This is a genomic window from Gabonia massiliensis (assembly GCF_001403595.1).
Lineage (GTDB): Bacteria > Bacteroidota > Bacteroidia > Bacteroidales > Coprobacteraceae > Coprobacter > Coprobacter secundus.
Window position 1 is genome coordinate 1 of sequence record NZ_LN877939.1, and the last position, 26,622, is coordinate 26,622.

Annotated in this window: 27 protein-coding genes and 3 pseudogenes; 5 read left to right on the top strand and 25 right to left on the bottom strand. The window is 49.9% G+C overall.

Going from position 1 to position 26,622, the window contains the following annotated elements:
• From BN2628_RS17220 to BN2628_RS04855, 12 genes and pseudogenes are all read right to left on the bottom strand, one after another.
• Positions 1–170, bottom strand: a pseudogene (locus BN2628_RS17220) (conjugative transposon protein TraM); the annotation flags it as partial.
• The gene (locus tag BN2628_RS16725; RefSeq protein ID WP_074023999.1) at positions 148–435 is read right to left on the bottom strand and encodes a TraL conjugative transposon family protein; all 288 of its coding nucleotides are present in this window, start codon (positions 433–435) and stop codon (positions 148–150) included. The pseudogene BN2628_RS17220 and the gene BN2628_RS16725, both read right to left, overlap by 23 nt.
• A gap of 4 nt (positions 436–439) precedes the next feature.
• The gene (traK, locus tag BN2628_RS16730) at positions 440–1,063 is read right to left on the bottom strand and encodes a conjugative transposon protein TraK (RefSeq protein ID WP_074024001.1); all 624 of its coding nucleotides are present in this window, start codon (positions 1,061–1,063) and stop codon (positions 440–442) included.
• 20 nt (positions 1,064–1,083) lie between these two features.
• Positions 1,084–2,082: a conjugative transposon protein TraJ gene (traJ, locus tag BN2628_RS04815; RefSeq protein ID WP_055096324.1), complete on the bottom strand. Its 999-nt coding sequence runs from the start codon at positions 2,080–2,082 to the stop codon at positions 1,084–1,086.
• A 12-nt stretch (positions 2,083–2,094) separates the two neighbouring features.
• Positions 2,095–2,721: a DUF4141 domain-containing protein gene (locus tag BN2628_RS16735; RefSeq protein WP_068856518.1), complete on the bottom strand. Its 627-nt coding sequence runs from the start codon at positions 2,719–2,721 to the stop codon at positions 2,095–2,097.
• Entirely contained in the window at positions 2,721–3,071 is a 351-nt protein-coding gene (locus tag BN2628_RS04825; RefSeq protein ID WP_055096327.1) for a DUF3876 domain-containing protein, read from the bottom strand. The genes BN2628_RS16735 and BN2628_RS04825 overlap by 1 nt, the downstream gene beginning before the upstream one ends.
• 11 nt (positions 3,072–3,082) lie before the next feature.
• Positions 3,083–5,596, bottom strand: coding sequence for a TraG family conjugative transposon ATPase (locus BN2628_RS04830; protein WP_055096329.1), 2,514 nt, complete (start codon positions 5,594–5,596; stop codon positions 3,083–3,085).
• The gene (locus tag BN2628_RS04835) at positions 5,593–5,928 is read right to left on the bottom strand and encodes a DUF4133 domain-containing protein (RefSeq protein ID WP_055096330.1); all 336 of its coding nucleotides are present in this window, start codon (positions 5,926–5,928) and stop codon (positions 5,593–5,595) included. Before BN2628_RS04835 ends, BN2628_RS04830 begins: the two co-directional genes overlap by 4 nt.
• A 10-nt stretch (positions 5,929–5,938) precedes the next feature.
• Positions 5,939–6,235 carry a DUF4134 domain-containing protein gene (locus tag BN2628_RS04840; RefSeq protein WP_055096332.1) on the bottom strand — a complete coding sequence of 99 codons (297 nt, stop codon included), beginning with the start codon at positions 6,233–6,235 and terminating at the stop codon, positions 5,939–5,941.
• Between the two features lie 165 nt (positions 6,236–6,400).
• On the bottom strand, positions 6,401–7,045 hold the full coding sequence (locus tag BN2628_RS04845) for a hypothetical protein (RefSeq protein ID WP_055096334.1): 645 nt from the start codon (positions 7,043–7,045) through the stop codon (positions 6,401–6,403).
• Between the two features lie 2 nt (positions 7,046–7,047).
• Positions 7,048–7,476 carry a DUF3408 domain-containing protein gene (locus tag BN2628_RS04850; protein ID WP_055096336.1) on the bottom strand — a complete coding sequence of 143 codons (429 nt, stop codon included), beginning with the start codon at positions 7,474–7,476 and terminating at the stop codon, positions 7,048–7,050.
• Position 7,477: 1 nt separating this feature from the next.
• Positions 7,478–8,263 (bottom strand): ParA family protein, encoded by a 786-nt coding sequence (locus BN2628_RS04855; protein WP_055097069.1) that lies wholly within the window; start codon positions 8,261–8,263, stop codon positions 7,478–7,480.
• A gap of 547 nt (positions 8,264–8,810) precedes the next feature.
• Between BN2628_RS04855 and mobA the strand changes: the two genes are divergently transcribed.
• From mobA to mobC, 3 genes are read left to right on the top strand one after another with little or no spacing between them, the layout of a single operon-like run.
• Complete coding sequence (gene mobA / locus BN2628_RS04860; protein ID WP_055096338.1) at positions 8,811–9,233, top strand: conjugal transfer protein MobA; 423 nt, start codon at positions 8,811–8,813, stop codon at positions 9,231–9,233.
• On the top strand, positions 9,218–10,459 hold the full coding sequence (mobB, locus tag BN2628_RS04865) for a conjugal transfer protein MobB (protein ID WP_055096339.1): 1,242 nt from the start codon (positions 9,218–9,220) through the stop codon (positions 10,457–10,459). The genes mobA and mobB overlap by 16 nt, the downstream gene beginning before the upstream one ends.
• A 17-nt stretch (positions 10,460–10,476) precedes the next feature.
• Positions 10,477–12,489 carry a conjugal transfer protein MobC gene (gene mobC / locus BN2628_RS04870; RefSeq protein ID WP_055096341.1) on the top strand — a complete coding sequence of 671 codons (2,013 nt, stop codon included), beginning with the start codon at positions 10,477–10,479 and terminating at the stop codon, positions 12,487–12,489.
• 46 nt (positions 12,490–12,535) lie between these two features.
• Here mobC and BN2628_RS04875 read toward each other — a convergent pair whose 3' ends face one another.
• Positions 12,536–13,552, bottom strand: coding sequence for a nucleotidyl transferase AbiEii/AbiGii toxin family protein (locus tag BN2628_RS04875; RefSeq protein ID WP_055096342.1), 1,017 nt, complete (start codon positions 13,550–13,552; stop codon positions 12,536–12,538).
• Positions 13,553–13,561: 9 nt separating this feature from the next.
• Positions 13,562–14,263 carry a hypothetical protein gene (locus BN2628_RS04880; RefSeq protein WP_055096344.1) on the bottom strand — a complete coding sequence of 234 codons (702 nt, stop codon included), beginning with the start codon at positions 14,261–14,263 and terminating at the stop codon, positions 13,562–13,564.
• 247 nt (positions 14,264–14,510) lie between these two features.
• Here BN2628_RS04880 and BN2628_RS04885 point away from each other — a divergent pair, with 247 nt between their 5' ends.
• Both BN2628_RS04885 and BN2628_RS04890 read left to right on the top strand, forming a co-directional pair.
• A complete protein-coding gene (locus BN2628_RS04885; protein WP_055096346.1) occupies positions 14,511–15,830 on the top strand; it encodes a DUF3945 domain-containing protein in 1,320 nt (439 codons plus the stop codon).
• 26 nt (positions 15,831–15,856) lie between these two features.
• Positions 15,857–17,459 (top strand): annotated as a pseudogene (locus BN2628_RS04890) (DNA topoisomerase).
• Positions 17,460–17,519: 60 nt separating this feature from the next.
• Here the strand turns inward: BN2628_RS04890 and BN2628_RS04895 are convergent.
• From BN2628_RS04895 to BN2628_RS04950, 11 genes and pseudogenes are all read right to left on the bottom strand, one after another.
• Positions 17,520–18,032, bottom strand: coding sequence for a dihydrofolate reductase family protein (locus BN2628_RS04895; RefSeq protein WP_044230523.1), 513 nt, complete (start codon positions 18,030–18,032; stop codon positions 17,520–17,522).
• A 393-nt stretch (positions 18,033–18,425) separates the two neighbouring features.
• Positions 18,426–18,704, bottom strand: coding sequence for a helix-turn-helix domain-containing protein (locus BN2628_RS16750; protein ID WP_074024005.1), 279 nt, complete (start codon positions 18,702–18,704; stop codon positions 18,426–18,428).
• An 11-nt stretch (positions 18,705–18,715) separates the two neighbouring features.
• Complete coding sequence (locus tag BN2628_RS04905) at positions 18,716–20,761, bottom strand: AAA family ATPase (protein WP_055096348.1); 2,046 nt, start codon at positions 20,759–20,761, stop codon at positions 18,716–18,718.
• Entirely contained in the window at positions 20,724–21,155 is a 432-nt protein-coding gene (locus BN2628_RS04910; RefSeq protein WP_074024007.1) for a helix-turn-helix domain-containing protein, read from the bottom strand. The genes BN2628_RS04905 and BN2628_RS04910 overlap by 38 nt, the downstream gene beginning before the upstream one ends.
• 34 nt (positions 21,156–21,189) lie before the next feature.
• Positions 21,190–22,094 (bottom strand): annotated as a pseudogene (locus tag BN2628_RS04915) (RteC domain-containing protein).
• A 31-nt stretch (positions 22,095–22,125) separates the two neighbouring features.
• Entirely contained in the window at positions 22,126–22,968 is an 843-nt protein-coding gene (locus BN2628_RS04920; RefSeq protein ID WP_044230519.1) for a helix-turn-helix domain-containing protein, read from the bottom strand.
• 38 nt (positions 22,969–23,006) lie between these two features.
• Entirely contained in the window at positions 23,007–23,429 is a 423-nt protein-coding gene (locus BN2628_RS04925) for a hypothetical protein (RefSeq protein WP_026320188.1), read from the bottom strand.
• Between the two features lie 89 nt (positions 23,430–23,518).
• Positions 23,519–24,955: a DUF2004 domain-containing protein gene (locus BN2628_RS17005; RefSeq protein WP_257606399.1), complete on the bottom strand. Its 1,437-nt coding sequence runs from the start codon at positions 24,953–24,955 to the stop codon at positions 23,519–23,521.
• 81 nt (positions 24,956–25,036) lie between these two features.
• Positions 25,037–25,558, bottom strand: a complete 522-nt coding sequence (locus tag BN2628_RS04940; protein ID WP_013619062.1) for a hypothetical protein — start codon at positions 25,556–25,558, stop codon at positions 25,037–25,039.
• Between the two features lie 43 nt (positions 25,559–25,601).
• Complete coding sequence (locus tag BN2628_RS04945; RefSeq protein ID WP_013619058.1) at positions 25,602–25,997, bottom strand: hypothetical protein; 396 nt, start codon at positions 25,995–25,997, stop codon at positions 25,602–25,604.
• Positions 25,998–26,024: 27 nt separating this feature from the next.
• Positions 26,025–26,609 carry a hypothetical protein gene (locus BN2628_RS04950; RefSeq protein WP_044230518.1) on the bottom strand — a complete coding sequence of 195 codons (585 nt, stop codon included), beginning with the start codon at positions 26,607–26,609 and terminating at the stop codon, positions 26,025–26,027.
• Positions 26,610–26,622 lie beyond the last annotated feature (13 nt).

Genomic DNA, 26,622 nt, shown 5'->3' on the forward strand with positions numbered 1-26,622 from the left:
TTGCCGGAGGGGGCGAATATCAGGTACATGCACCCTGCAAAGGCGAGGAACATCAGCGGGAAGACTATCATTTTCCTGCGCCGCTGCACCTCTTTCGGGGAAAGTTCCCGTTTGGGCTTCTTCTCCTTTTCGGGCTGTCTGCCCGGTTCATTTTTCTGTACTTCTTCCATATTCAGGTCTGTTTGTTAGATTGATACTGTCGTTACCGTGCAGCGGGAACTGCCGGATGTGTTCGATTTGCAGCCTTTGCCCGTCCCGTTTCCCGATGCTGTAAATGGACGAAACGGTGATATAGAGGGACAAGCCGCCGAACAGGGCGGACATCACGAGGATGACCGCCAGCCGCTTGCCCGGCGTGATACGCCCGCACAGGCGGCGCAGGCGTTCATCCGCCCAGTCCCGCATCCTTTCGATATAATTTTGTTTTCTCTCCATAAGGCTATCGTTTAATGGTTTGCAAATCCCTGTTCTCGTCAATCGTGAACGCTTCCATGATGAAGCCGTGCGGGTTGTTGTCGCTGCGTGTGGCGTTCAGGAGCCTGCACGTGGTTACAAGGCTTCTGACCGTCAGGCTGCTTTCCCGGACAATAAGCTGCCGGGCATAGGTTCTCACCTTGTAGGGGTACTGGTCGAAGTCGCATTTCACGCTGTCAATCTCCACCGTCTGGTTGATGTTGCCCGAAATCACCCGGTTGTAGTAGCCCTTTTCCGCCAAGTCCTTGTAATAGTTGAACGCACTCCTGTCGGCGAGGAACAGGGAGCGTCTGATGTTTCCCTCGATGGCGTCCTTGTCGGGCGAGAGCGTGAAAAAGAGTTCGTGGAAACGCTTCACGTGCGATTTCGCTTCAATCGGTCTGTTCTGCGCCATGTCCTGCGAGAGTGCCAGCATCAGGCTCTTGCCGTTGTCGAGGACGTATATCTTCTGCCGCTGCTTCTCGGCGAAGCTGTACGAGTTCCATACGGCAAAGCCCGTAACCAGTGCGCACAGGCAGATGAATACCAGCGCAAAGAGCCGGATTTGCCGGAAGCTCGTTTCGATGTTCGTTAATGACTTAAATTCCATATTCTAAAAATTGAAGTTGGTTATTTGAGAAGTTTTCCGGCAATCTTCCCGCTTGCCGCACCTGCCACCGCTCCTGCGACCGACCCGGCTCTTGCCACGTTGCGGTTGTAGGCGGACGTGCCGCCAGCCGACACAATCCAGCTTGCCACAGTCGGAATGGTGAAATACCCCACGATGCCGATAATCATGAAGATTACATACACGGTGCTGCTCCCGTCAGGAATGAAATTCGGGTCTGAAAGCCGCTCGATGTCCTTCTGGAGCATCAGCGTCTGTATGCGAGCCAGCACGCTGCTGAACAGGTCGGAAACGGGAAGCCACAGGTAAATGGAGATATAGCGTGAGAACCACTGGGTCAGCGTGCTTTGGAAACCGTCATAGACGGAAAGGGCGAACGCCAGTGGACCCAGTATCGAGAGCACTATCAGGAAGAACGTGCGCAGCGTGTCGATAATCAGCCCCGCCGCCTGAAAGAGTATTTCCAGCAGTTCCCTGAACCAGTCCCGGACGGATTTTTTGATGTTGTATGCCGCCCTGTCCATGTACATGCCCGTCATGGTAACCATGTCGGAGGGCGACCAGCCCAGTTCCTCCAGTTGCCTGTCAAATTCCTCGTCCGAAGCGAGGTATGCCGTTTCCGGGCTTCGCATCAGGGCTTCGTACTCCAGCCTGTCTTTCTGTGCCCGGTACTCGTTCATGTCGAAGGTCTGCGTTTCCATAAGCTGGCTGCATCCTTTCACAATCGGCGACAGCACCGTGTTGATAGTCCCCAGCACGAACGTGGGGAAGAACATGATGCACAGCCCCAGCGCAAATGGGCGTAGAAGCGGGTAAACGTCTATGGCTTCCGCCCGTGCGAGCGACTGCCATACCTTGGCGGCTACATAGAACAGCGCACCCAGCCCGGCTATCCCTTTGGCTACCCCCGTCATGTTGCCGCACAGGGGCATCATTTCGTCATACAGCACCCGCAGCACTTGGTGCAGGTTGTCAAAATCCACTGCTAATAACATAGGCATGTCCGTTTGATGTTACCAGTAGCGTTCATCCGCCGAGCCGTAGAGAGCCAGCACCCGGTCGGTGTCGTTCTTTTTCTTTGCCCGCAGGTAGGACACGGAAATGTTCTTGCGGGTGTAGTAGTTCACGAGATTGCGGTAGTTCATCAGGCTTCGGTAGGCATTGTCGATGATTGCCAGCCGTTCGGCATCCGTCAGAGACATGCCCGTGATGTTCACGACATTTTTCAAGTCCTGAAGCACGTCCGAACTCTCGTCCAGCAGCATGGCATAACCGGAGGATATGGTCGCCAGCTCGTCCGCCGTGAAATACGGGTCGGCGAGCATGATTTGGTAGTTCCTGACGTAGATTTCGGAGATTTCCGCCACCAGTTCGATGCTTTTCTTCACCTTGATACCGCCCTTGACGACATCATGCACGGATTTGAGCGCATCGTAATAGGCTTTCCCCTGCTGGAAAATCTTCTGCGTTTCCAGAAAGCCGTTCAGGGTGTTGGCTTTCGTTCCCGCCGTTTCCACAATCTGTTTGGCGGTGTTGATGATGCCCTGAGCCAAGTTGCCGGGGTCTGACACCACCCACTGGGCGGATGCCCTGCCCATGAAGCACAGGCATACCGCCATAAGAAGAATCGTTCTTTTCATCATTTTTTGTTTTTAGGATTTGTAACACGCCTGTATTCGCCGCCGGGCAGGAGCGTTATCCGGTCGTTCTTTTTGTCGTAGGTGAACTGTATGCCGAAGCCTGTTTCAATGAACAGGCAGCCGTTCCGCTCTGTCACCGGATAAGTAGTTTCCAGTACCCTGCCCCTGACATTCGCTTTACGGGTGACGGTGTATCTGCCGTCCGTTTCCGTGAGTGTGAAAGCCGGGTGTCCCCTGACGTGTACCCAGTCGCCCTGCATCCTTTCCAGTTCCTTGCTTTCACTGTCCTTGCAGCCAGCCAGCAGGCAGGCGGACAGCAGCGTGTAAATCAGATTGTCCATTAATTTCATATCGTTTATTTTTAGGTGGTTGATAATCCGGGATTTCTTTTGCTCTCCGCAAGCCGTTTGACAGCCAGTTCAAGGTTGCCGCCCAGCTTGTCGGCAAGGGCGAACAGTTCCGTTTTCTCGCTTTCTTCGGTCGTGTACGTGTAATATTCCTCCAGCGAAACTTCCGTTGCGTACACCGCCGACTGCGTGCCGCCCAGCGAGAAGAACACTTCCTTGTACTTCCGTCCGGGATGGTTCGCCATGTTGATGGACAATATTTGCGAACGTTCCTTGTCGGTCAGTCCCAAGAGGTTCTGTATGCTGTCGAACTTGTTGAGATATTTCCTTTGGTCTAACAGAATCTTGCAGTCCGAATTGTTGATGATGCTCTCTTTCACGATAGGCGAGGAAATAATATCCTCCACTTCCTGCGTTACCACAATCGCTTCCCCGAAATACTTTCGGACGGTTTTGTACAAATATTTTATGTAGTCCGCCATGTTCGCCGACGCTATCGCTTTCCACGCTTCTTCAATCAGGATTAATTTTCTTATTCCCTTCAATTTGCGCATCTTGTTTATAAAGGCTTCCATGATGATGATGGTCGTTATCGGGAACAGTATCTTGTGGTCTTTGATATTGTCCAGCTCGAAGACAATAAAGCGTTTGTGCAGCAAGTCCAGTTCCTTGTCGGAGTTGAGCAGGTAGTCATACTCGCCGCCCTTGTAATAGGGTTCAAGCACGTTCAGGAAGCCGTCAATGTCAAAGTCCTTTTCCCTGACATTCTTCCGTTCAAGCTGTCGGCGGTATTCGTCCCGGACAAACTCGTAGAACGTGTTGAAGCAGGGTGTTACCGACCTGTCGCCCGTGATACGTTCGATATAGGCACTTACCGCATTGGACAACGCCACTTCTTCCGACCGCTTCGGGGCTTCATCGTCCCGCTTCCACAGGGTGAGTATAAGGGTCTTGATACTCTCTTTCTTCTCTATGTCAAATACCCCGTCCTCGACATAGAACGGGTTGAACGCTATCGGGTTCTCGTTGGTGTAGGTGAAATAAATCCCGTCCTCGCCGTGCGTGCGGTTGTGGGTAAGCTGGCACAGCCCCAAATAGCTGTTGCCCGTATCTACCAGCAGCACGTGCGCCCCCTGCTCGTAATACTGGCGTACCATGTGGTTGGTGAAGAAAGACTTCCCGCTGCCGCTCGGCCCAAGTATGAACTTGTTGCGGTTGGTCGTGATGCCTTTCTTCATGGGCAGGTCTGATATGTCGATGTGCAGCGGGCGACCGCTTACCCTGTCCACCATTTTGATGCCGAAGGGCGAAAGCGAACTCTTGTAGTTCGTTTCTTCCACGAACAGGCAGAGAGCCTGCCCCAAGAACGTGTAGAAACTTTCTTCCGCCGGGAAGTCCCCCTCGTTGCCCGGTATGCCCGCCCAAAAGAGCGTGGGCGTATCGACCGTGTTGTGGCGTGGCTTGCATTCCATCAGGGCAAGCTGGCTTCCCACATCGTTGCGTATGCGTTTGAGTTCCTCCCGGTCATCGCTCCAAGCCATGACGTTGCAGTGGCAGCGCACGGAAACAAGCCCCTTGCTGTGCGCTTCGTTCAGGTACTCGTCTATCCATTCCTTGTTTATCTGGTTGGCACGGGAGTAGCGGGAAAGCGACTGCATGTTCCGGGCGGTCTGCTCGAACGTTTTCAGGTTTTCGGCATGGTCGTCTATGAAGATGTATTGGTTATAGACATGGTTGCATGACAGTAGCACGCCCACCGGGGCGGCGAATGACAGGCGGCAGTCGCTCCTGTCGGTGGACAGCTTTTCAAACCGTGTGTCCGTACCGACCTTTTCCGGCAAATCTTCCACGTCCGAAAGCGTGTGTAGGCACAGTATGTCGTCCCCGACACGCATTTCTTCCGGGTAAAGCCTGATGTCTTTCAGGCAGGTGGTATCTGTCTGCGAGAGCGAGAAGTATTTCTCGATGATGCCAGCCTTTCCGTCCTGCCCGGTGATTTCCGGTGCCGCCAGCCGGGTAAGCGTGACAAACCCGCTGTCGTTCATGATCCTTTCAAACTGTCCGACCGCTTCGATGAATTTCATAGCCGTTTCTCTGTCCGCTATCTCCTGCGGAACAATCCTGCCCCGGCAGAGGGTGGAGAAATCGCTCTGTCGGCGGCTTCTCTCCCTTGTCGTCTTTGTCAGGAACAGATAACAGTAATGGTTCAGGAACGGGCGTTCATTGAAGTGCCGCTCAAAACTCCGGGACAGGAAACTGAGTTCGTCCCTTCCGGTGTCGGGCTGGTAGTTCTCCGTGATGAAGAAGTCCTGCTTGTGTACTATGGAATAGTTGGGCAGTACCTTGATTGCCTTGTACCATGCCGAATGTATGGCTTCATATTCGGCACTGGTGACGGTGAACAGTTCGGGCAGTTCCACCCGGAAAGCCACCGTTATGTCGGCATCCTTTGAAATGATGCAGCCGTTCTCCACCGCCAAAAGGGGAAATTTCCTTTCCAGCGTGGTAGCCTTTAACATATTCCTCATGGTCTTTCTTCCTTTCTTTTTTTATAGGTGAATAATCTGGGTATCGCCTTTCGGCTGATGATGAAGCGGGGATGTCTTTTGCGGACGGCGGCTTTCATCAGCCCGTGCGTACCGTACTTGGCGTTGAGCCGGAACGTCTGCCACACGAGCAGCAGCGAAGCCGACACGATAAAACCGATACATAGCCACTGGTTCACACCTGCCATGAACAGGATGATGAACACCACGAACACGGCGAGCAAGCCGCCCGCAAAGATGAAAAGGTACTGGCTTTTCAGCCCCTTGAACTCCACGGGCTTGCCGATGCCCCTGTTTACCGGATATTCAGACATAGCCGCAGGTTTAGAGGAAGAACGAGCGCAGGATAGTGGCGGCGACAATCAGGAAGATGCACGCCCCGAACCAGCTTGCGGCGGTCTTTGACGTGTCCGGGTCGCCGCTCGAAAACTTGTTATAGACCTTTACCCCGCCAATCAGCCCGCAGACCGCACCGATGGCGTACACGAGTTTCGTGCCGGGGTCGAAGTAGCTGGTTATCATATTGGTGGCTTCGGTGATACCCGCCTGCCCGTTGCCCTGTGCGTGGGCACTCAATACGGCGGCAAGGAGAACCGCCGACAAGAAGATTTTCTTTCTCATTGCGATTTGTTTTTATGCCGGGCGGCGGGTGGATAGTCCGCCACTCCCGGCTGGTGAATAATTGAAATTGGAATTTTAGTGGTTGCGGCACGGATGCCGCCTGTCGGTTCTTGGGTTGTCAATCAACCGTAATCTCGTTGCTTCATATTGCCATACATTATTATATTACAGGAAGTCGTTCATATTGAACGATTCGTATTCCTCGCTTGCAGGTGGGGTAGCTCCGGTAGGAACGGTAGCCGTAACCAGCCCCGCTTCATTCCGTTTCAGCAGTTCCGCCACCCTTGCCAGCCCGCCGTTGATGTTCTCCACCACCGCATCGTAGAGGTTCGTCCCCTCAATCCGTGCCAGCGTTCCGGCGGCTTGCCGCTGTTCCGCTTCGGTAGAGTTGTCAGCGTTCGCCGTTCGTACCGCTTCGCCCAGTTCCTCAAAGCTCACGCCCGCAGCCCTGCCCGTATCATCGTCCCCATCCATGTACCCGGCTATTTCCTCGTCCTCATAATCGGGTGTCCCGTCCTCTTCGGGCAGTGTTTCAAAAACGCTTTCCTCCGGCTTCCCGGCAGCCTGCGGCGTAAAAATAGTATCATTTTCAACCGCTTGCGGGAGGTGTCCCGATTTGTCCTGCACTGTCCCGATTAGTCCACCCTTGTAGCGGCTCTCGCCTATCAGCGTGTAGCCGTCCGCCTGACTTTCGGGAACGGTTTTATCATTTGTTCCCTTTTCGGAACGCCTGTTGTCCGCATGGCGATACCACAGCCACAGGGCGATATAGTACACCAGAAGCCCGGTAAGTATGCAATAGGTTACCATAGTCAGACAGGCTTTTGGAAGTGGCTTTCGTACAAGGCGTTTATCTCGTCCTGGTACTGTTCGAAGTGCCGCAGCAGAATATTTTCCATGTAGCTGCTTACCGTCACCTTGCGCCCGCCTATCACCGTCACGATACGCATCAGTTTCTCGTGGGTGGCTCGGCTCACGTACAAGGGTTGTCGGTCTGCCAGTTCCACTTTCTGGAAGTAGGTTTCCCGGTAGTCGCCCGTGCAACCCTTGCGCCTGCGGGGTGTCGGTTTCTCCATCCGTACCGTTTCCGTCTGTTGTCCCTCTTGGGGGATGCCCGTTTCACCGCCGGGGTTCGGTATGTCCTCCGGCTGCTTGTCCTGCTTGGTTGGGACACCCTGCGAGATAAGTTCCCGCATGAAATCCTCGTCTATTTTCGGCAGAGTGCCGTTTTGCTTTGCCATATCATTGTAATTTAATGTAATACATCATTTCTGTTATCAGTTCTTCCAAGTTGCTGCCCCTTACCAGCGGGCGGCTGGCGGGAAAGAGCGTGGAGCGGAACACCGCCTTCCTGTCCGTCACCAGTTCTTTTTTGTAGCGTTTGGTGTCGGGGATAAAGGTTTTCATCAGCGGCAGTTCCAGTTCCTTTATCGTTTTGTCATAGGCGGCATAGAGGTCGGTTTTCTCCCGACCGTCCACCATGTTCCAGAAGAGGTACAGCCCGGCAAGTCGGCAGGCTTCATTCCTCACCAGCAGCTTTTGGATAGCCACCGCAAACGACAGGCTGCTTTCAAGAACCACCTTATCGGCGGAAATCGGGGTGAAGATATAGTCCATGCCCGCAAGGGAGTTTATCACGCCCTCGCTGTTCACCGTGCCCGGCAGGTCAAAAAACACGATGTCCGGCGCGTGTCCGGCTTCTGCCGTATATCCGTCAGCCGTGGCTATCGCCTTTTCGGGCGAACTGCACAGCACCGGATAGGCTTTCTTCCCCAGACGGGTGAACTGTTCATACGCCATGCGCTTGTAATCCTCGTCTGCCCCGACCTGTTCGGCATCCCGCTTGCGCATCCCGGCAATGGAGTGTTGCGGGTAGTCGCAATCGACTACCGCCACATCGTAGCCTTTGAGGTAATAGAGGTAACTTGCCGCAAGCACGGTAAAGGTGGTTTTGCCGACCCCGCCCTTCTGGGTGGAAAAGGCGACATAAAGGGGTGTTTTCTCGTTTTCCATATTGCTTCCGTTCATTATTGGTTGATATATTTGTTTATTGCTTCCAATCATTCGGGCTTTCCATATTGCAGGCTTGAAATATGGAAAGACTGGTTTATTTCAATCTTGCTTTCCTGCTTTCATTCTTTCTTGAAATCCAGCAATCACGTTTTCTTGAAATCCTGCTTTCAACCGTTCTTGCCTGATTGAAATGTGTCTTTCAATCTTGAAATCTTATGCAAATAAAAGGAGAAAAAACGTCCGTTTTTAGATGTGTCCCGATTTGTCCTTTCGTGTCCCGTTTTGTCCACCAACTACCTATTTTACAGCATTATAAATCACCGTTACTTTGTAGCGGAGTAGCGAGCCGCAAGGGGGTAAAAACGTGTAACGGTGCTGGTGGACGGTAGGGCTTGCCGCCTGATGCAGACCCCAATCCGTCCCGGACGGATTTTCGATTTTCGCCAGAAAATAGCAAGGTGTGTTTCGTGGCACACGAAACCGTTTTCCGTGCCTGAAAACGCCTTGCCCTTTGCGGGGGTAAAAACCACTCCGAAGTCGTGATTTTTTAATTCAAGGAAGTATGGAAACAAGGAAAAACAGCAAGGGCGGTCGCCCCGCCCTCCAAGACCCGGCGAAACATCGCCATGTCCTTTACCTGAACGACCGGGAGAACGCCCGCTTCCTCTCGCAGTGGGAGCAGTCGGGCGTTTCGAGCAAGTCCCGTTTCATCGCCGCACGTATCTTCGGCGATTCGTTCCGGGTGGTGAAAGTGGACAAGTCGGCGGTCGAGTATTGCGCCCGACTGACCGAATTTTATGCACAATTCAGAGCGGTAGCGGTCAATTACAATCAAGTGGTAAAGGCTCTAAATAGTAACTTTTCGGAGAAAAAGGCACTGGCTTTTCTCTATAAACTGGAGAAAGCGACTACCGAACTGGCTATGTTGAACCGTCAGGTTATCGACCTGACAAACGAGTGCAGGGAACTATGGTTGCCAAAATAAGTACGGGAAGTTCCATGTTCGGCGCACTGGCATACAATCAGGAAAAGGTGGACAACGGGGAAGCGAAGGTGCTTTTCTCCAATAAAATGCAGTTGGACGAGGACGGGCATTCCAGCATCGGCGGGTGTATGCGCAGCTTTGAAATGCAGATGCCCGTCCATTTGTCTACCAAGAAGCCGATATTGCACATTTCCATAAACCCGCACCCAGAAGACGTGCTTTCAGACCAGCAGTTGTCTGACATCGCACGGGAGTATATGCGGAAGTTGGGCTATGGCGACCAGCCTTATTTGGTCTATAAACACGAGGACATCGACCGCCACCATATCCACATCGTGGGCTTACGGGTGGACGAAAACGGCAAGCCGCTGAATGACAGGTTCGAGCACCGGAGAAGCAAGCAGATTACCCGTGAACTAGAACGGAAATACAACCTGCATCCGGCGGAGAGAAAGGAACGTGCCGAACGCCCCGAACTTAAAAAGGTCGATTACGCAGCCGGAGACGTGAAGCACCAGATTGGCAATACCGTGAAAGCGGCTTGTTACGGCTACCGCTTCCAGTCGTTCGGGGAGTACAGGGCGTTGCTTGCCACCTGCAACGTGTGCGCCGAGGAAGTCAAGGGGAAAATAAACGGCAGATCCTATCAGGGCATTGTCTATTCCACCACGGACGATAAGGGCGAAAAGGTGGGCAACTCGGTAAAGGCATCCCGCATCGGCAAGTCGGTGGGCTACGAAGCGGTGTTGTGCAGGATGGAAAAGTCTGGCAAAACGATTAAGGACGGGAAGCTGAAAGAGCGTACCCGGAAGATTGTCGCCGCAGCCATGCAGACCGCCCGTAACCGACAAAAGTTTGAACAGGAACTGAAACGGCAGGGCATTGACGTGGTGTTCCGGCAGAACGACAGCGGGCGCATCTATGGCGTTACGTTCATCGACCACGACAGCCGGGTGGTATTGAACGGTTCACGTTTGGGCAAGGAGTTTTCGGCGAACGTGTTCAATGACCTGTATTCGGATGTCCAAACGGGACAGACCGAAAACGTTGCTCCGCAGCGGAGACAAGGGCAGGACTGCACGCAGCAGCCGCATACGGCGGCACGGCTTCCGGTCAGCGGACTGGGCGGGGTGTTCGGCGGATCTTCCATAGGAGAAGAACCGCCGCAGGACACCGCCGGGCAAAAGAGAAAGAAGAAAAAGAAGCGCACAAGACGCATCGAATAACTTAAAAACATACGACTATGCAACAGGAAGATGATTTGAGGGGGCTTGCAAGGGTCATGGACTTTATGCGTGCCATAAGTATCTTATTCGTGGGAATAAACGTGTACTGGTTCTGTTACTCCAGTCTGAAAGGATGGGGAGTAACCTTTGAGGTGATTGACAAGATTTTGTGGAACTTCCAGCGTACCACCGGGCTGTTCTCGTCCATGCTGTGGACGAAACTTTTTGCGGTGGTGTTTCTCGCCCTGTCATGCATCGGGACAAAGGGGGTGAAGAACGAGAAGATAACTTGGACGAAGATACATTGCTGTCTTGCGGTGGGTTTCGTCCTGTTTTTCCTGAACTGGTGGCTGCTGGAACTACCCTTGCCGCATACGGCGGACACGGCATTTTACATCGCCACGCTGTCTGCGGGCTATATATGCCTGCTCATGGCGGGTACATGGATGTCCCGCCTGTTGAAGAACAACCTTATGGATGACGTCTTTAACACCGAGAACGAGAGTTTCCAGCAGGAAACCCGGCTTATCGAGAACGAGTATTCGATAAACCTGCCCACCCGTTTCTATTATAAGAAGAAATGGAACAACGGCTGGATAAATGTGGTGAACCCGTTCCGTGCCAGCCTTGTGCTGGGCACGCCTGGAAGCGGAAAGTCATACGCAGTAGTAAACAATTACATAAAACAGCAAATCGAGAAGGGTTTTGCACTCTATTGTTATGATTATAAGTTTCCCGACCTGTCGGAAATAGCATATAATCATTTGCTCACGCATTTGGACGGCTATAAAGTCAAGCCCAAGTTTTACATTATCAATTTTGACGACCCACGCAGGAGCCACCGATGTAACCCGATAAACGCCAGCTTCATGTCGGACATAGCGGACGCTTACGAAGCCAGCTATACGATTATGCTCAACCTCAATCGCAGTTGGATAACCAAGCAGGGCGACTTCTTCGTGGAAAGCCCGATTATCCTTTTGGCGGCTATCATTTGGTACTTGCGCATCTATCAGGGCGGCAGGTATTGCACGTTTCCCCATGCCATTGAACTGTTGAACAAGAAATACGCCGATGTGTTCACGATTTTGCGCAGCTATCCGGAACTGGAAAATTATCTTTCCCCGTTCGTGGACGCTTGGGAATCAGATGCCCAAGAGCAGTTGCAGGGGCAGATAGCGAGTGCCAAAATACCGCTTTCACGTATGATAAGCCCGGCACTTTACTGGGTAATGACGGGTGATGATTTCTCGCTGGATATAAACAACCCGAAAGAGCCTAAAATACTGGTTGTCGGTAACAATCCCGACCGCCAGAACATTTATTCGGCGGCACTGGGATTGTATAACAGTAGAATAGTGAAGCTGATAAACAAGAAAGGTCAGCTTAAAAGTTCGGTGATTATAGACGAATTGCCCACTATCTATTTCCGTGGTCTTGACAACCTGATTGCGACCGCCCGAAGCAACAAGGTGGCGGTTCTGCTGGGCTTTCAGGATTACAGCCAGCTTACCCGTGACTATGGGGACAAGGAAAGCAAGGTTATCCAAAACACGGTGGGCAACGTGTTCAGCGGTCAGGTGGTCGGCGAGACGGCAAAGATATTGTCGGAGCGTTTCGGGAAGGTGTTGCAGAAGCGGCAGAGCATGACCATCAACCAGCGGGAGAAGTCCACCTCGATAAGCACCCAGATGGACAGCCTGATACCTGCCAGCAAAATATCAAACCTCACGCAAGGGATGTTCGTGGGGGCGGTGGCGGACAATTTCGACGAGCGGATAGAGCAGAAGATTTTCCATTGTGAAATTGTGGTGGACAACGAGAAGGTGAAGCGGGAAACCGCCCGTTACGTGAAGTTGCCGCAGATTATCGACTTCACCGACAAGGACGGCAACGACCGGATGCAGGAAGAAATACAAGCCAACTACGAGCGCATCCGGCAGGAAGTCCGGCAGATTGTCGAGGACGAGATAACCCGGATTAAGAACGACCCGGAGCTATGCCATTTGATTAAGGACGAGGAAGAATAGCTATATATAATAATGTATAGAGAACGAGGAATAGCCGGATATTGTTTTATGGTTGTTCCTCATTCTGTTTTTGGGAGCGGTAGGTTTCAAAGCGCACCAGTATTCCATGCAGGTTCTTCAATGCTTCCACAGCCTTGCTTATCAGCGGCATCTTGGTTTTGTCAAAGGTCAGCTTTTTCAAATCGGCAGTGTACGCCGTTGCCACTTCGGGCAATGCCATGACAGTGTCGGCATCCTTGAATATCGGTGCGTCAGCCAGCGACAGGTGCGAACGGGAGTTCTTATTTAATCCGTCCTCTACCGTTACCCGGAACATGGCTTCCAAAAAATCGTCAGATTGCAGGTAGCTTTTATATTCCTGATTGTGGTACAATGCTGTGAGGTCGTACACATCACGGATATGTTTTGCCAGCAGTGCGCTGGCATCCTCGTTGTAGGATAGCTTTACCAGTCTTGAAATTTTGTCGCAGATAGTCTTTCGTGGGTTGATGCACTGCATCTCAAAACTTTCCAGTCCGTAAACGCTTATCAGTTCCTCTTGCCCGATGCTTTCAAGAAAGGCGGTTGTTATCGGTTTGATAACCCGCTTGTCCGCCGGGTAGAACATCAGCCTTTTGTCTGGCAGGTCGCAGGATTTTATTTCTACTTCCAAATGCTCTTTCAGCCCCACGCCTTGGAATACATTGTCATACGAGAAATACAGTTTGCGGTAGTTACCGCCCGTTTCCGACAGTTCCTCTTTGTAAATGCCATTATTCTGTTCGATAATGTATTTGGAAAGTTTCTTGTTCAAAGTCTTTTCCGCCTGCTTGGACGCTTCCATGTTCCCGGTGAACACGAACAAGTCCAAATCTTCCGAAAAGCGTTCTATCAGCCCGTAGGCTTTGGAAAGCGAAGTGCCGCCTTTGAAGTAGGTCTTATCCGCATATTCGGACAGGGAAATATCCCGCAGTATCTTAGATACCCAGTAATCCTTTTCCACGTGCGACTGTTCGTAGCCGAAATGCTCAGCCGCCAGTGCGATGATTTCCTTGAACGCTTCCTTGTCCGAATGTAAATTCATAATTCTTCCTTATGCTGTTCTGTAATCCAAGTTGAACCGTGTTGTGGGAAGGAGCGTCTTTGCCATTTCCGCTTGCAGCACGGTTTGCCCGATGTCGCCCAGTATGTCCGTAACCGTCTTTCTGACACGTGGCGGGTAACTTTTTGCCAAAGATACTATTTTTTTCAGTTCCGGCAGGCTATACCCGTTGAAATATTGGCTTTTGACCCGGTTGTAGATGTCCTGCCCGGTTGTTCCGGGTATGCGTTTCATGTCCTTTATCGCATCGAGCAGCCGCAAGTACGGCACAAGGCTTTCATCCGAACAGTCCATGCAGTAGGCTTTCACGCACTCCACGTCCAAATTCTTGAAACGGAAACGGCGTACCGGATTTGGAGTGGCTATCGTTATGGTCGTGGCGACTTGTTCGGTCAGCCCCATTTTATTATAGATGTAAGCCCCCGTGATATAGCCATTCAGTTTTCCAGTAAGGTAGCGGAACTGTTCATCCTGATAGACGGGCAGTTTCCCCAACCCCAGCACAGATTTTTTGGGACGGTAGTACGCACCTTTTTCAATCCGCACCAATAGCCCTTTGCGGCTCTGTTCGGAGAGCAGCACCGCAACATTAGCTGTCTTTTCCGCATCGAACGACAAATCCCGGAACGTGAATATACGTCCGGCATCTATCCGTTCAATCTGCCCAAGTATTTCTTTCCTGAATGAAGCCATATCTTTAATCTCCGTTGTTTCCGATGCAAAGATAATATATTATGTAATTACAAGCAAAAACATAACAAATATTTTGCCGAAGGCGCATTCAATTCATCCAACCGCCAGTTGGAGATTTATTATATCCGGACAAATCTACCCACAGCCGGACAAAGCCGGACACCCCTTGCCGCCCGTCAAAATATAGCATATTTAGTCGCTACCTTTGGACGGGACTATTCCCGCAACCGTTTAATTTCAATGATTTATGAGCGAAAACAGAATGACCCCGCCCGCAGAGGGGCAGGAAAAGGACGTGCTGCTGGTCTTGGACAAACAGCAGGGGAAAGTGAGTGCCGTTAAAGGATTCGACAAGGAAGGCAACTTGCAGACCGTACCGCCGATACAGGGCGGCGAGTTCATGCAGGTGGACAGGAACGGCGACATCATCAGCAACCTTGTCGCCAACTTCTACCGCAAGTTTCAGGACACCGAGGGGCTGGCTTTGTTCCGCTGCAAGGCATCGGAGGTGGAACAAAACGCAAAGGCTATCGAGGACAACCACCGCAACCCCACGCCGGAGGGCGACAAACAGGTGGAAGCACTCCGTGTACCGAAACCGGACAACCCGGAATCCAAGCAGGGCTACCGCTTTGACCCGGCGAAGATTGATTGGGAAAGCCTGAAAAAAGTGGGCATCACCGCCGACACCCTGAAAAACACGAAGGACTTCGACCGGGTGATGCGTGGCTACAAATCCCGCAACACCTATACCGTTTCGGGGACGATAGGCGGTTTCTACCTCAGACCGACCGATGTCAAGCTGTCTTTCTATCAGGCGAAGGACGGCACGATAGTCCCCAAGCTGCATGGTGTACAGCAGGACGAAAAGTTGCTGCAACGCCCATATAACGGGCATGAGTTTTCCAAGCAGGAACAAGGGAACTTGCAGCATATCGGCAATCTGGGCGGTGTCGCCCAAATCACCGACCCGAAAAGCGGAGGGCAAATCCCCGTGTTCATCAGCCGGGACAGGCACACGCACGAACTGGAATACATGCGGGCGGACAAATGGAAATGTCCCGACAGCGTTTGCGGCGTGAAAGTAAGCCCGGAGCAGAAAGCCGCCTTTGAAGCCGGGAAAGCGGTCAGGATGGAGAACCTGCAATTCAAGGACGGGACAAGGCGCAGTGCCTGCCTGCAAGTCAGTGCGGTGGAGCGTGGCTTGGAGTTCCTGCCAAGGTCAGCCGTGCAAGCCTTGCAGCAAGGACAGCAACCCGCACAGCAACAGGTAGCCGGAGTGAAAGACGGGCAAGGCGTGGAGTTCAACGGTCATGTGCAGCCCGGCGCACAAGGGAAGTCCCCCGGCAAGGTACAACCGAAAGACGTTACCCCCGCCGCCGAGAGCCGGACGCAGGTGGCGGTCAATACGGAGGGCAAGACCAACGAAGCCACCAAGCAGACCCAAGAGCCGCTGAAACAGGGTCAGGACAAGCCCACCGCCAAACAGAAAGAGAAGCAAGAGAAAACGCAGGACAAAGCCCTGAAAGCGGACAAGCCCAAGAAGTCCAGAGGCTTGAAACGATAAAAACAACTCCTAAAACATAAAACATTATGATAGCACTGATAGCAGAAAAGCCCAGCGTGGCTAAGGACATCGCCCGCATCATCGGGGCGACACAGAAGAATGACGGGTATCTTTCCGGCAACGGGTATATGGTAACATGGGCGTTCGGGCATCTCATCCAGCTTGCCATGCCCGAAGCCTACGGCGTGGCGAACTTCCGCAGGGAGAGCCTGCCGATAATCCCGGCGGACTTCCGGCTTATCCCCCGTCAGGTGAAAGCCGAGAAAGGCTACAAGGCAGACCCCGGCGTGTTGAAACAGTTGAAAGTGATTAAGGAGGTGTTCGATCAGTGCGACAGGATTATTGTCGCCACCGATGCCGGGCGTGATTATCCAAAGTAAAAGATTATCCAAAGCAATAACAACTANCAATACGAAATTGAACTTCTCGGCGGACAAGACGCTTTCCATAGCGCAGAGCCTGTACGAGAAGAAAGTGATGTCTTATCCGAGAACCGGAAGCCGTTATATTTCGGAGGATGTTTTCGAGGAAATGCCGGAACGCATCGCCCTTTTGGAGCGATACCCACGTTTTGCCGGATATGCCGCCGGGCTGGATGGCGCAACCCTGAACCGCCGCAGCGTGAATGATGGTAAAGTAACTGACCATCATGCCCTGATTGTTACCGAGAACCTGCCGGGCGAACTTTCAAAAGACGAACGGGCTATTTATGAAATGGTAGCCGGGCGTATGCTGGAAGCCTTTTCGGGCAAGTGCGTGAAAGACGTTACCACCGCCTTGTTGTCCGCCGGAGATACCGGTTTCACGGTAAAAGGAGCTGTGATGAAAACAGCGGGTTGGCGTGCCGTGTTCAGTGAGCAGGACACCGAAGATGAAGATACCGCCACCCTGCCGCCGCTTCAAGAGGGACAGACCTTGCCGCTTTCCGGCGTGGATCTGCTCGAAAAGCAGACCAAGCCGAAACCGCTGCACACGGAAAGCAGCCTGTTGGCGACAATGGAAAACGCCGGGAAGGAACTGGAGGATGCCGAACTGAAAGCCAGCCTGAAAGATGCCGGGATAGGTACGCCAGCCACCCGTGCGGCGATTATCGAGACACTGTTTGCCCGCCAGTACATCGTGCGGGAGAAGAAGAACCTTGTGCCGACCGACAAAGGACTTGCCGTTTACCGGATTGTCAAGGACAAGAAGATTGCCGATGTGGAGATGACGGGCATGTGGGAAACCGCCCTCGCCAAGATAGAAGCGGGCAGCATGGATGCCGACACGTTCCGCAAGGGCATCGAGGTGTACGCCGCCCAAATCACGGCGGAACTGTTGTCGGTGCAGTTGTCCTTCGCCAGCGGCGAGACCTGCCCGTGTCCCAAGTGCGGCAGCGGGCGCATCCTGTTCTACCCGAAAGTGGCGAAGTGTTCCAACGTGGACTGTACGCTGACCATATTCCGCAGCAAGTGCGACAAACAACTTACAGATAAACAGATTGTCGAACTGGTGACGAAACGCAAGACCGGGCTGATTAAAGGCTTCAAGGGCAAGAACGGCAAGGCTTTCGACGCTTCGCTGGTGCTGGACGAACAGTTCAATGTCGCTTTCTCGTTCCCAGAGAAGAAAGGAAAACCGAAGAAGTAACCCGTTTTGCCGATGGCAATCCAACGGTTTGCGCCCGGAGAACAAAGCCGGGCGCATCTTCTATCCCTCAAACAAGTAGGTTGAACGAACAACCCCGCCATCCAGTACCCCGCTTTCCGACAGTTTCCATTTAGAGCCGAAGGTTTCCCCGATGAAACCGATGCCTTTGCCCACCATCACCGGGACGGTGTATAGGGTCAGACAGTCCAACAGTTCGGCTTTTATCAGCGAGGTAAGCAGTTTGCCGCCGCCCACCACCAATATGTCATGCGCCTGTTTCAGCTCATAGACTCTGCGCAGCGGTTCTTCGGTCAGGAACTCCACGCCGCAGCCCGGCGTGACATTGGTATCGTGGTGCGACACGACAAAAGACCGCTGGCTTTTGTACGGCCACCCTCCCCAATGCTCAAAGATATAGTTGTAGGTGTTCGCTCCCATGAGCAGGCAGTCGGCTTCCTGACAGTGTTTGCCGACGATAGTTTTTATTTTACCGGGCAACCAGTCCAGTTCATTGTCCAACGTGGCTATATGCCCGTCCAGAGATACGGCGATGTGCGCTTTTACTTGTTTCATCTTATCCGGTATTTAACAGTTTAATAATTCCTATCCAACTGTCCGCCAAGACCTAAAAAAAGAAGCGTGGCTCTTACACTGCTTCAATGCGAGGTACTGGCATACCCAAATGAGGAAACAGGCAAGACCACGCTATGACAAGGCATAGCATATCCTGCGCTGAATATCCCCTCATTTTGAAAAGTGCCAGTTTTCGCATTGGGACGTTCGGCGAACGTATATGTTATATATAAAGACGAAAGCACGGCAAGATGCCGCCCGTCGCCGTTATTCTCTATGTAACTTTTGCAAAGTTAATCAAATAACCGGAACAATTTGGCATGAGACCAAAAAATCCTGCCTTGTCTCGCGACAAAACAGGATTACATAATTGAACGATGATAAAAACACCCGCTAATCCGTGCGCTCACGAATCAGCTTGTGTATGTCGCTTGCCCGGTAATAATACTTCCCGTCCAGCAGCAGGTAGGGCAGTATGCCTTTCTTCCGGTAACGCTGCAAGGTCTTGACGCTCACTTTGAGCATAAAGCACAAGTCCTGATTGTCGAGCAGTTTTTCACCGTCCAAGCAGTTCTGGCTGTTCAGCAGGCGGTCTATCTTTTTGTCCTGCATGTCGAGCCTGTCCATGATGCGCTCCATCCATGCCTCGAAGTTTTCCTTGTCGATATACATAAGCCGCCGGATTAAATGAGACCAATCATGAAATAACTCTGGTTCGCCGGGTCTTTCAGGATGATTTCCCGCTCCCGCATGAAGCGGATGTAGCTTTTGGCTGTCCGCTCCTTGATGTCCAAGACCTGTTGCAACTGCTCGCAAAGGTCTATGTAGGTGATGTGTGTCTGCCTGCCGAAAATATCGCGGGCTACGCCCACCAGTTCCCTTTCCTTGCGTTTCTCCTTTTCCTCACGGGGTTTCTCGCCCTTGTACACGTGCATCCCGGCTCCCTTGTCCCAAGCGAAAAGCATCAGAGGCACGTCCAGCGGGCTTCCGTCTCGCACTTTAAGGGCTTTCACCACCGACTGCGTGGGTTCTTCGTCCTTCTCGATGGAAAGGATGGTAGCCGCCTTGCGTTGCAGTTCTCTGCCCAGATGCCCACGCAGTTTCAATCCGTTGGGGACAAAATGAAGCACGCAAAGTATGCAGGTGTTGTAGATGCCCGCCAGCCGATAGAGTTCGTCTATCACCGCCACGCTTTCCGCTTCATCGTTGGCACTCTTTACAAGGTCGGCGATGCCGTCAATGACCACCAGTTGGATGCCGCCATATTGGTAATAGAACTTGTCCATGCTCTGCACGATGGCGTTCAGGCGTTCTTTCCGGGACATCCCCGTCAGGCAGAAGGCTTTCAGTTCGTCCGGCTTGCCGGGCAGCTTTGCCCGTGCCAGCAGGTTGCTCACGTTCTTGAAAAGCTGTACTTCCGACTGTTCGGTGTCATAGAGCAAGACCGCCTTGCGCCTATTGTTGGGTGTTACGTGGATGCCGAGCGTGTCTATCTCCGCATCCGCCGGGCATACGCAGCCCGACACGATGGCGGCTACATAGTTGCTCTTGCCCGTTCCCTCGCCGCCCGTGATGCCGAACAGGTTGCCTTGCGTACCCAGCGGGACATCGCCCGCCGAGATAATCACCTGCGCTTTGGCAGGCGGGTTATTGAAGTCTATCTCGCACGATTTAAGCATGATGAGTGTGTCGCTATACAGGTTGTCTAAAAATTCGATGAACAGTTTCAGGAAATCCTCACGGGTGTTCCCGGCTTTGAAGTAGTCGGAGATGTCCTTTTCCTCTTTCGTACCCGGAAGCGGAAGTAACAGGCGTTTCACGCCAAACTCCGCCAATGACTTTTCTTGCTTGCAGGCACTTTCCCTGCCCGTCTTGTCTGTATCATAGAGCAGGACAATGTGTTTGAAGCGGAAAGACAGCCTGAAAATCAGGTTTGCCGGAATAGTTACCGTTTCGCTGTTGAAGCAGATGGCATGGAAACCATGCGCCGCCAGCGAAAGCACGTCTTTCTCGCCGCCCGTGATGAATAATGTATCGCCTTTGGCGGGCAGTTGTTCCAACCCGAAGCAATAGTTCTCGCCGAAGCTGCCGCCGTAGAAGAAGCGGGGCGTGGAGAACGGTCGGTACAGCTTGATATGCTGTTTTCCCTTGTAGCCGTACATCGGTTCTGCCGCTGATGAAATGTAGGCGTATGGCTTCCCCTCCACCGTTTCGCTGCGGTATTCCCGGAGTGAACAGACCTTGTACCGCTCCAGCAGTTCGGGCGTGATGCCGTATTGCCGCCAGTATTCCAGTTCGGCGGGGGTGAACTTCTGTTCCCGGAACTGGTAGGGCTTGGCGGGCTTTTCGGAGGTTTCTTCGCTCTTGCTTGATACTTTCCGGTTATGGTTCGTTTGGGGTATGGCTATCGGAGTACCCGCAGCCAGTCCCAATCCCAAATCACGGTCGATGGTCGCCAGTATCTCGATGAAGTCCGAAGCCCGGTTGCAGTCCAGCCCTTTCAGTTGCCCCACGAGGAAAAAGCAGTCGCCGCTGTAACTGTCATCGCCGAAGTCCTTCATCTTGTACATGCCGCTGTGTCGGTCAAAGTAAATGTTGCAGGAAGCCTTGCTGTCCTCGTACAGCGGATTGAGGAAGTTCCGACCGATGCGCCAGTTACCGGGCAGGTAGTGCTTGAACACCGACAAGCCGTTATTTGTCCTTTCTAAGATTTCTTCTTTCCTTAGCATACAGTTGGTGGTTGGTTATCAGGTTGTCGATGTTTTCCTTGTTGCTCTTTACCAGCCGTTCTTCCAGCATCCGGCGTATCTCGCTGACCTTGTAGAAATACCTGCCCCGGATATTGGAATAGGCGATAGTCCCCGACACCCGCAGCCGTTGCAGGGTCTTTTCGCTGATTTTCAAAAAGGTGCAGACTTCGTAACTGTCCACCCACATGTCATCCTCGTTAGGCTTTTCCGCTTCAAGGCGGTTAAAAATGTAATCCGCTATGGCGGTAATCTTGTTGTCCAGTTCCTTGTAGGCTTTCGATTCCATTGTTATTACGTCCATATCGCTAACTTTTATTGATTTCGCCGCAAAGTTCAGCCTAACGGGAAAATAAAACGCCACAGGCTTACCCACCTGTGGCGAAATAAAGTATGTTAAACGGTCGTGTTCAGTCCTGCTCGTCCATGCGCAGCCTGAGCCGTTCTCGCAACAGGGTCAGGAAGCTGGTGCTGTCCTTGGCTTTGGCTTTCAGTTCCATGTAGCAGTGGTAAAAATCGCCGAGGTCGATGTCCAGCATTTCTTCAAAATAGGCGACTATCTCCTTGATGTCCAGCGTCCCTTTGTTCAGGCATCCCACCGTGTCAAGCGCATAGATGAGTTCCACCAACGCCCGCTTTGTGCCTGTCCAGCGCACGGGCTTCCCGGCATAACCGTTCTTTATCTCCTTGCGCTGTTCCCGTTTGTCCAGTTCGTTCAGGCGGTTGGTCAGATAGATTTCCAGCAGCCCGTTGGCTATGATTTTGGCGGTCTTGAAGTCGTAACTGGTGCTGAACTGTGGGTCTGTCTCGTAGTGGAAGTTATCGACAAGTATCTGTATGTCAGGTTTGCCACGCAAGAAATACTTATTGTCCAAATAGGTGGCTTTCGTACGGTAGTATTGGTAAAAGCTCAGATTCTTCTGGAAGAACGTACTTATTCGGTCTATTTCGGAGCGTAGGTAGGCTTTCTGAACTTCTATGCTGCCGCTGGGAAAACGCAGTTCGGTCTGATAGACGGTGTTGTAATAGATGATTTTGCTCACGAGGTGCGGCTTCTGTGCCTTGAAGAAGTGTATTTCCTCTTCCGGGCTGGCAAAGCGGTAGGTGATGATGAAGGCTTTCAGTTCGCCGAGGACTTCTTGCAGATAATCTACGCACAGACGGCACAACGTCAGCAGGTCGCCTGCATTGTCCTCATAGTCCTGTATTTGTAATTCCACCCGTTGCAACAGGTTGTCAAAATAGGTTTGGAGCGGTATTTTGTTTTCCATATCTTGTGCTTATTCCGTTGATGAAAGCACAAAGTTACGGGCATCAGCAATCCACCCCATTCTTCATTTTGCGCATTACATTCCGCTATCTGTGCATTTTCTTGTTTTCAGCCATTTTTTGCGGATTTCACCCGGAGTGTCGAGTAGGTAAGCCTGGCAGAAATCGTTCAGGTTCGAGGTTGATGAGAATCCGGTGGTGAACGCTACTTCGGTAAGTGTGAGGTGCGTGTTTTTCAAATAGTGTTCCACGTCCTTCGCCCGTTCCTTCACCACCCATTCCTTGGGCGTGTACCCGGTGACTTTCTTCATCTTGCGCCGGAACGAGCCATATTCCATGCCGCATTTTTCCGCCAGTTCTTCGGCATCATAGACCTTGTACCCTTTCAGACGCACCATTTCAGTGAATGTCTGCCTGCCCAGTTCCGGCAGCATCCGTTCGGCGTGGCGCAACTCTTTTTCTGATACCAACAGCACATTGTCCTTTACCGGATTGCGTCGCAGTTGGTGGAAGGCATAACACACTGTATTGTACACGTTGCAGAGGTATTGCCTGCCCGGACGCATCCAGTGGAGGGCATCGCAGTAGGCGGTCAGTTCGGGGATGTCGCCCCGCTTGCGGTGCTGTTCAGCCAGCTCGTCCAAGATGGCGTAATGCGTGGTGGATATGCCCAGCAGGATGATGATTGCCTTGTAGTCCTTGTACGCCGCCAGCGTAGGCGTTTCCGGCAGGTTTCGGAGCGTGTCGCACACGCAGCCGCACAGACGTTCGTCCCGGCTGAATGGCTCCAGTTCCAAATAATTGTCCATCTTCCGGCTGTTATGTACCAGCCATGTTACCTTGTTGTCTAACTCCTTGCAAGCTACTTTCAGTCCCGCTTCGGGAGCGGGCTGCAATAATGATGTAATCCGTTGTTCCATATTTGATAATGGTTTGGTGGAAAACACCCGTTCAGGGGTTATCTTCCTTTGTTTCCAATGAATTTGCTTTTATATATGGCGTACTCTACAGTGTAAGTAGCCAACTTCACACCTAAGAACATGCCTACAAGCAATATATATGCTACAAAACAAAAATGATTATACATGAGGTCTGTTAAGAAGACAGGTATCAATAGGGCTATGATTGTAGCGTTCTGAAACCATTTCTGTACTTTCAATAACAGGTCAATGTATAAGTGATTTTCTATGTAGCTGAAACCCCATCTATAATTATGACGTTTCAGATAAGACAACGAGAACCATAGTCCTACAAGTGAAGCGATAATAGCTACTTGCCACCATGCCCCCATGTATGGGAACATACTTTTTAAGAATGTCAGCAAAACAATGCCTATTATGCTACATTCATATACAATTCTTACTTTTGTTGTATTATTCATATATGTACGCTATTTGTTGGTAATGGTTCAGCGGGGAACGGCGTTTAGCTGTTATCTCGACCTTGTTAGTAACATTATTATTAATAAACTTAGCTTTCTGTTGTTATTTCTTTTATATTTCCATTATTATCTGTAACAACAATTATTAACCGATCTGTTACATTTTTTCCTATGGTATAATCCCATACAGCATAATCATCATCTCCGGGATAGAATCCTACTCTTTCCAATTTCAAAACTGATAGTAGCCTTTTTTCTATTGTAGTATCAGATTCCGTTTTTTTCAATATTTTGTTTATGCTCGATTTATCCAGTTCTTCAACATGGAAATCAATATATTCTTTCGCTTTTCCATTTGAATCATAATCTCTTACAATATAATCATCAATAGCTTTCTTATATTGTAGCAAATTGCTTGCATAATCCTCATATTCATTCAGCCAATCATATTCTGGTACACCATCAAAAAGATTCAAAGCAAGATAAATCTTCTTTTTATCCAATATAACTTCACAGTCAATTTCTTCTTCTGAAGGTTTAATATCGATTTCACCAAAATATGCGACTTTCCTTTTTTGAATTTTATCTGTTTTATCGCAATCTTTATTTCTAATAAGCATTTTATTTACTTCACCTTCAGAATATCCATATTTCTTTTTAGATTCCATACTTACAGATTCAAGTGATTCGGATTCAAACAAAGGAGATAAATCCCCACTTATAACATCATCAAAAGCCAATTTTTTAAGATTATACATCGTTTTTACAAAATCAAGGTCTTTAAGGATTGATATATAAATGGCTTCTATTGAATGATTGGGAGCTAACTGAGACAAATCGTTAAGTTGCTTGCATTTTTCAATTGAAAGCTGTTTTAATTTAGGTATATCCTTTAATGCTCTCAGATCATTCAAACTATTACAAGAATATATTTGAATTGACTCAAGTTTATCTGCTTTACATAACCCATCAAGGTTTGACAATTTTTTTGAACGGACAATTTCAATATTCCTAAGGTTTGTGAGTTGATGTAAGCCATTTAAGTTAGTATTTTTTGCATCCCATAATGTTAGATTTTCTAATGAAACCATGTTTTTTAATTCCTCTAATTCTTTAGAGTTAAAGTTATAGATATGCAGTTGTTTCAAATTTATTAAAGTATCAATGTTTATTGTATGTTTGGTATGATAATATTTTAATTCTTCAAGTTTTGGAAATAAGCTGAAATCGATAGTAAAGACCTTATCAACCCAAAGCCCAAGTTTATGTAAGTGAGGTAAAACACTTAGTTGATTTAGATTGCACGGTTCTATGGTATAGTCGTACCCCAAAATAGTCAAGGATTCAATAAAATCATATTCACATATTAAACTTACATTTAATCTATGCTTACACGACGTAGTGCTACCGACATTTATTAATATGTCGTAGTAGCCCTGATTTTTGGCAAACTCCAATCCTTCTCTTAAATGACGAGGAAATATTATTAGCCGATTTATTTCTGGTACTTCTCTATATCGTTCCATTATCTAAATATATCTCAAATTGTGACTAATGGCTTGGCGGGGAACGGCGTTAGTCCGTTATCCCGGCTTGTTAATAGTAAATTACTTATAGTAGTCTTTCAGACCTATGCCGATAGTCCAAAAATGTTTACTTTTCTCCAAATCATCTAAAAGCCATATCTTTTCATCTTCATATGTTCCATTTTCCTTAGCTTCCTTTATGCTTTGTCGTATCGTTTCTTCTGAAACCTCTCGGAATATGCCAACAGAAATATTTCTGAAAGCATAACATTCGGGAGCTTCTGAATAGTCAATATCAGAGCCGTTCTTTTGTATCAGCAAATCCACTAATTCATTTGCCAATAACTCAAAAGGATTGACAGCATATAATATTGGCTTAATAGCTTTGGGATATGGACCTGATATAATTTCAATAAACTCTAAACATTTTTGAGAATTGAAATCCAAACGAAGTTCTTCAGAATAATAGAATAATTGGAAATCATCTTCTTGTTCTGGTTGTCCTAAAACCTCTTTTACTTCGTTAGCTGTCATTCCAAATTCTATTGTTCCAACTTCTGCGATATGTATTCCCTTTAAGGGGTTCAATTCTATTTTTGTCATACTCATATTACTATTAATGGACAGAAAGGAGCATCGTCAGATGCTATCTTTCGTCGTTACCGGTATTTTTTCTTAATGTCTTACGAATAAAGTTATCTAATTCTTTGGACTTATAGAATTTCCATGATGAATATGCAATCATATTACCTTCTGGATTTTGAGATACACTCCAGTAATTCATACATTCTTTATCTACATAATTCTTAATTGTAATGATTTCTTCCGGCGATAAGCTGCTTAATTGAACAAAATATTCGCCGGAATAATCTTTGTTGATAACTGACGTACTATCAACAAACTTGTTCATGTGTGCGATACAAGCATAAAGGGCATATCCTTTTGCTTCTTCAAGCCGTTCTCTATATACAGGCTTTTGCGTTGTACAACTTGCGGTTACATAAAGTATGCACACCATTGTTATGAATTGTAGACGCTTCATATCTATAACTTTAGTCGTTATCGGTAATTAATAAAAAATGATGCATCCCACCTTGTTATACGATTCCAAGCCAAATATCCAGTAACACGCCAACAGGTATAGGATGAGAAATACGATGAAGCCTATCCTGAATTTGAGTTCTTTCCGGGTGGGATGAAACCATTTTTTTATGCGTTCACCTGCTGTCTGCGGTCGTGGCATCAGTATGTCCGCCACTTCCTCAAAGGTCTTGCAGGCGAAAATCGCCTGCCGGAACTCGTCCACGCTTTCCCAGCTTTCTTCCTTGAACCACCGTGTCTTGGGGTATCGCTCCGTTATCAGTTCTTGCAGCTTTTGCAGCGGGAACGGTTCGGGGTTGTCCTTGTACTCGTATTCAATGGAAATCACACGCCCCTGCATTCCGGTAAAATACCCGAATATCCCTTGCCATTTCACTTTATGCGCCCCCGTTTCAACATATTTCGTCCCCGTTGCATCCACTACGATATAGTTTTTCCGCTTCTTTAACAACTCGGTATTGGTCGTTGTGTACAATTTCTCCGTGCGGAACACGTATATCATGTTGCCTTTGGTGGAAAAACTGAATATCGGGTATTTTAACTTCGTCTTCATCGTAAAAAATTGG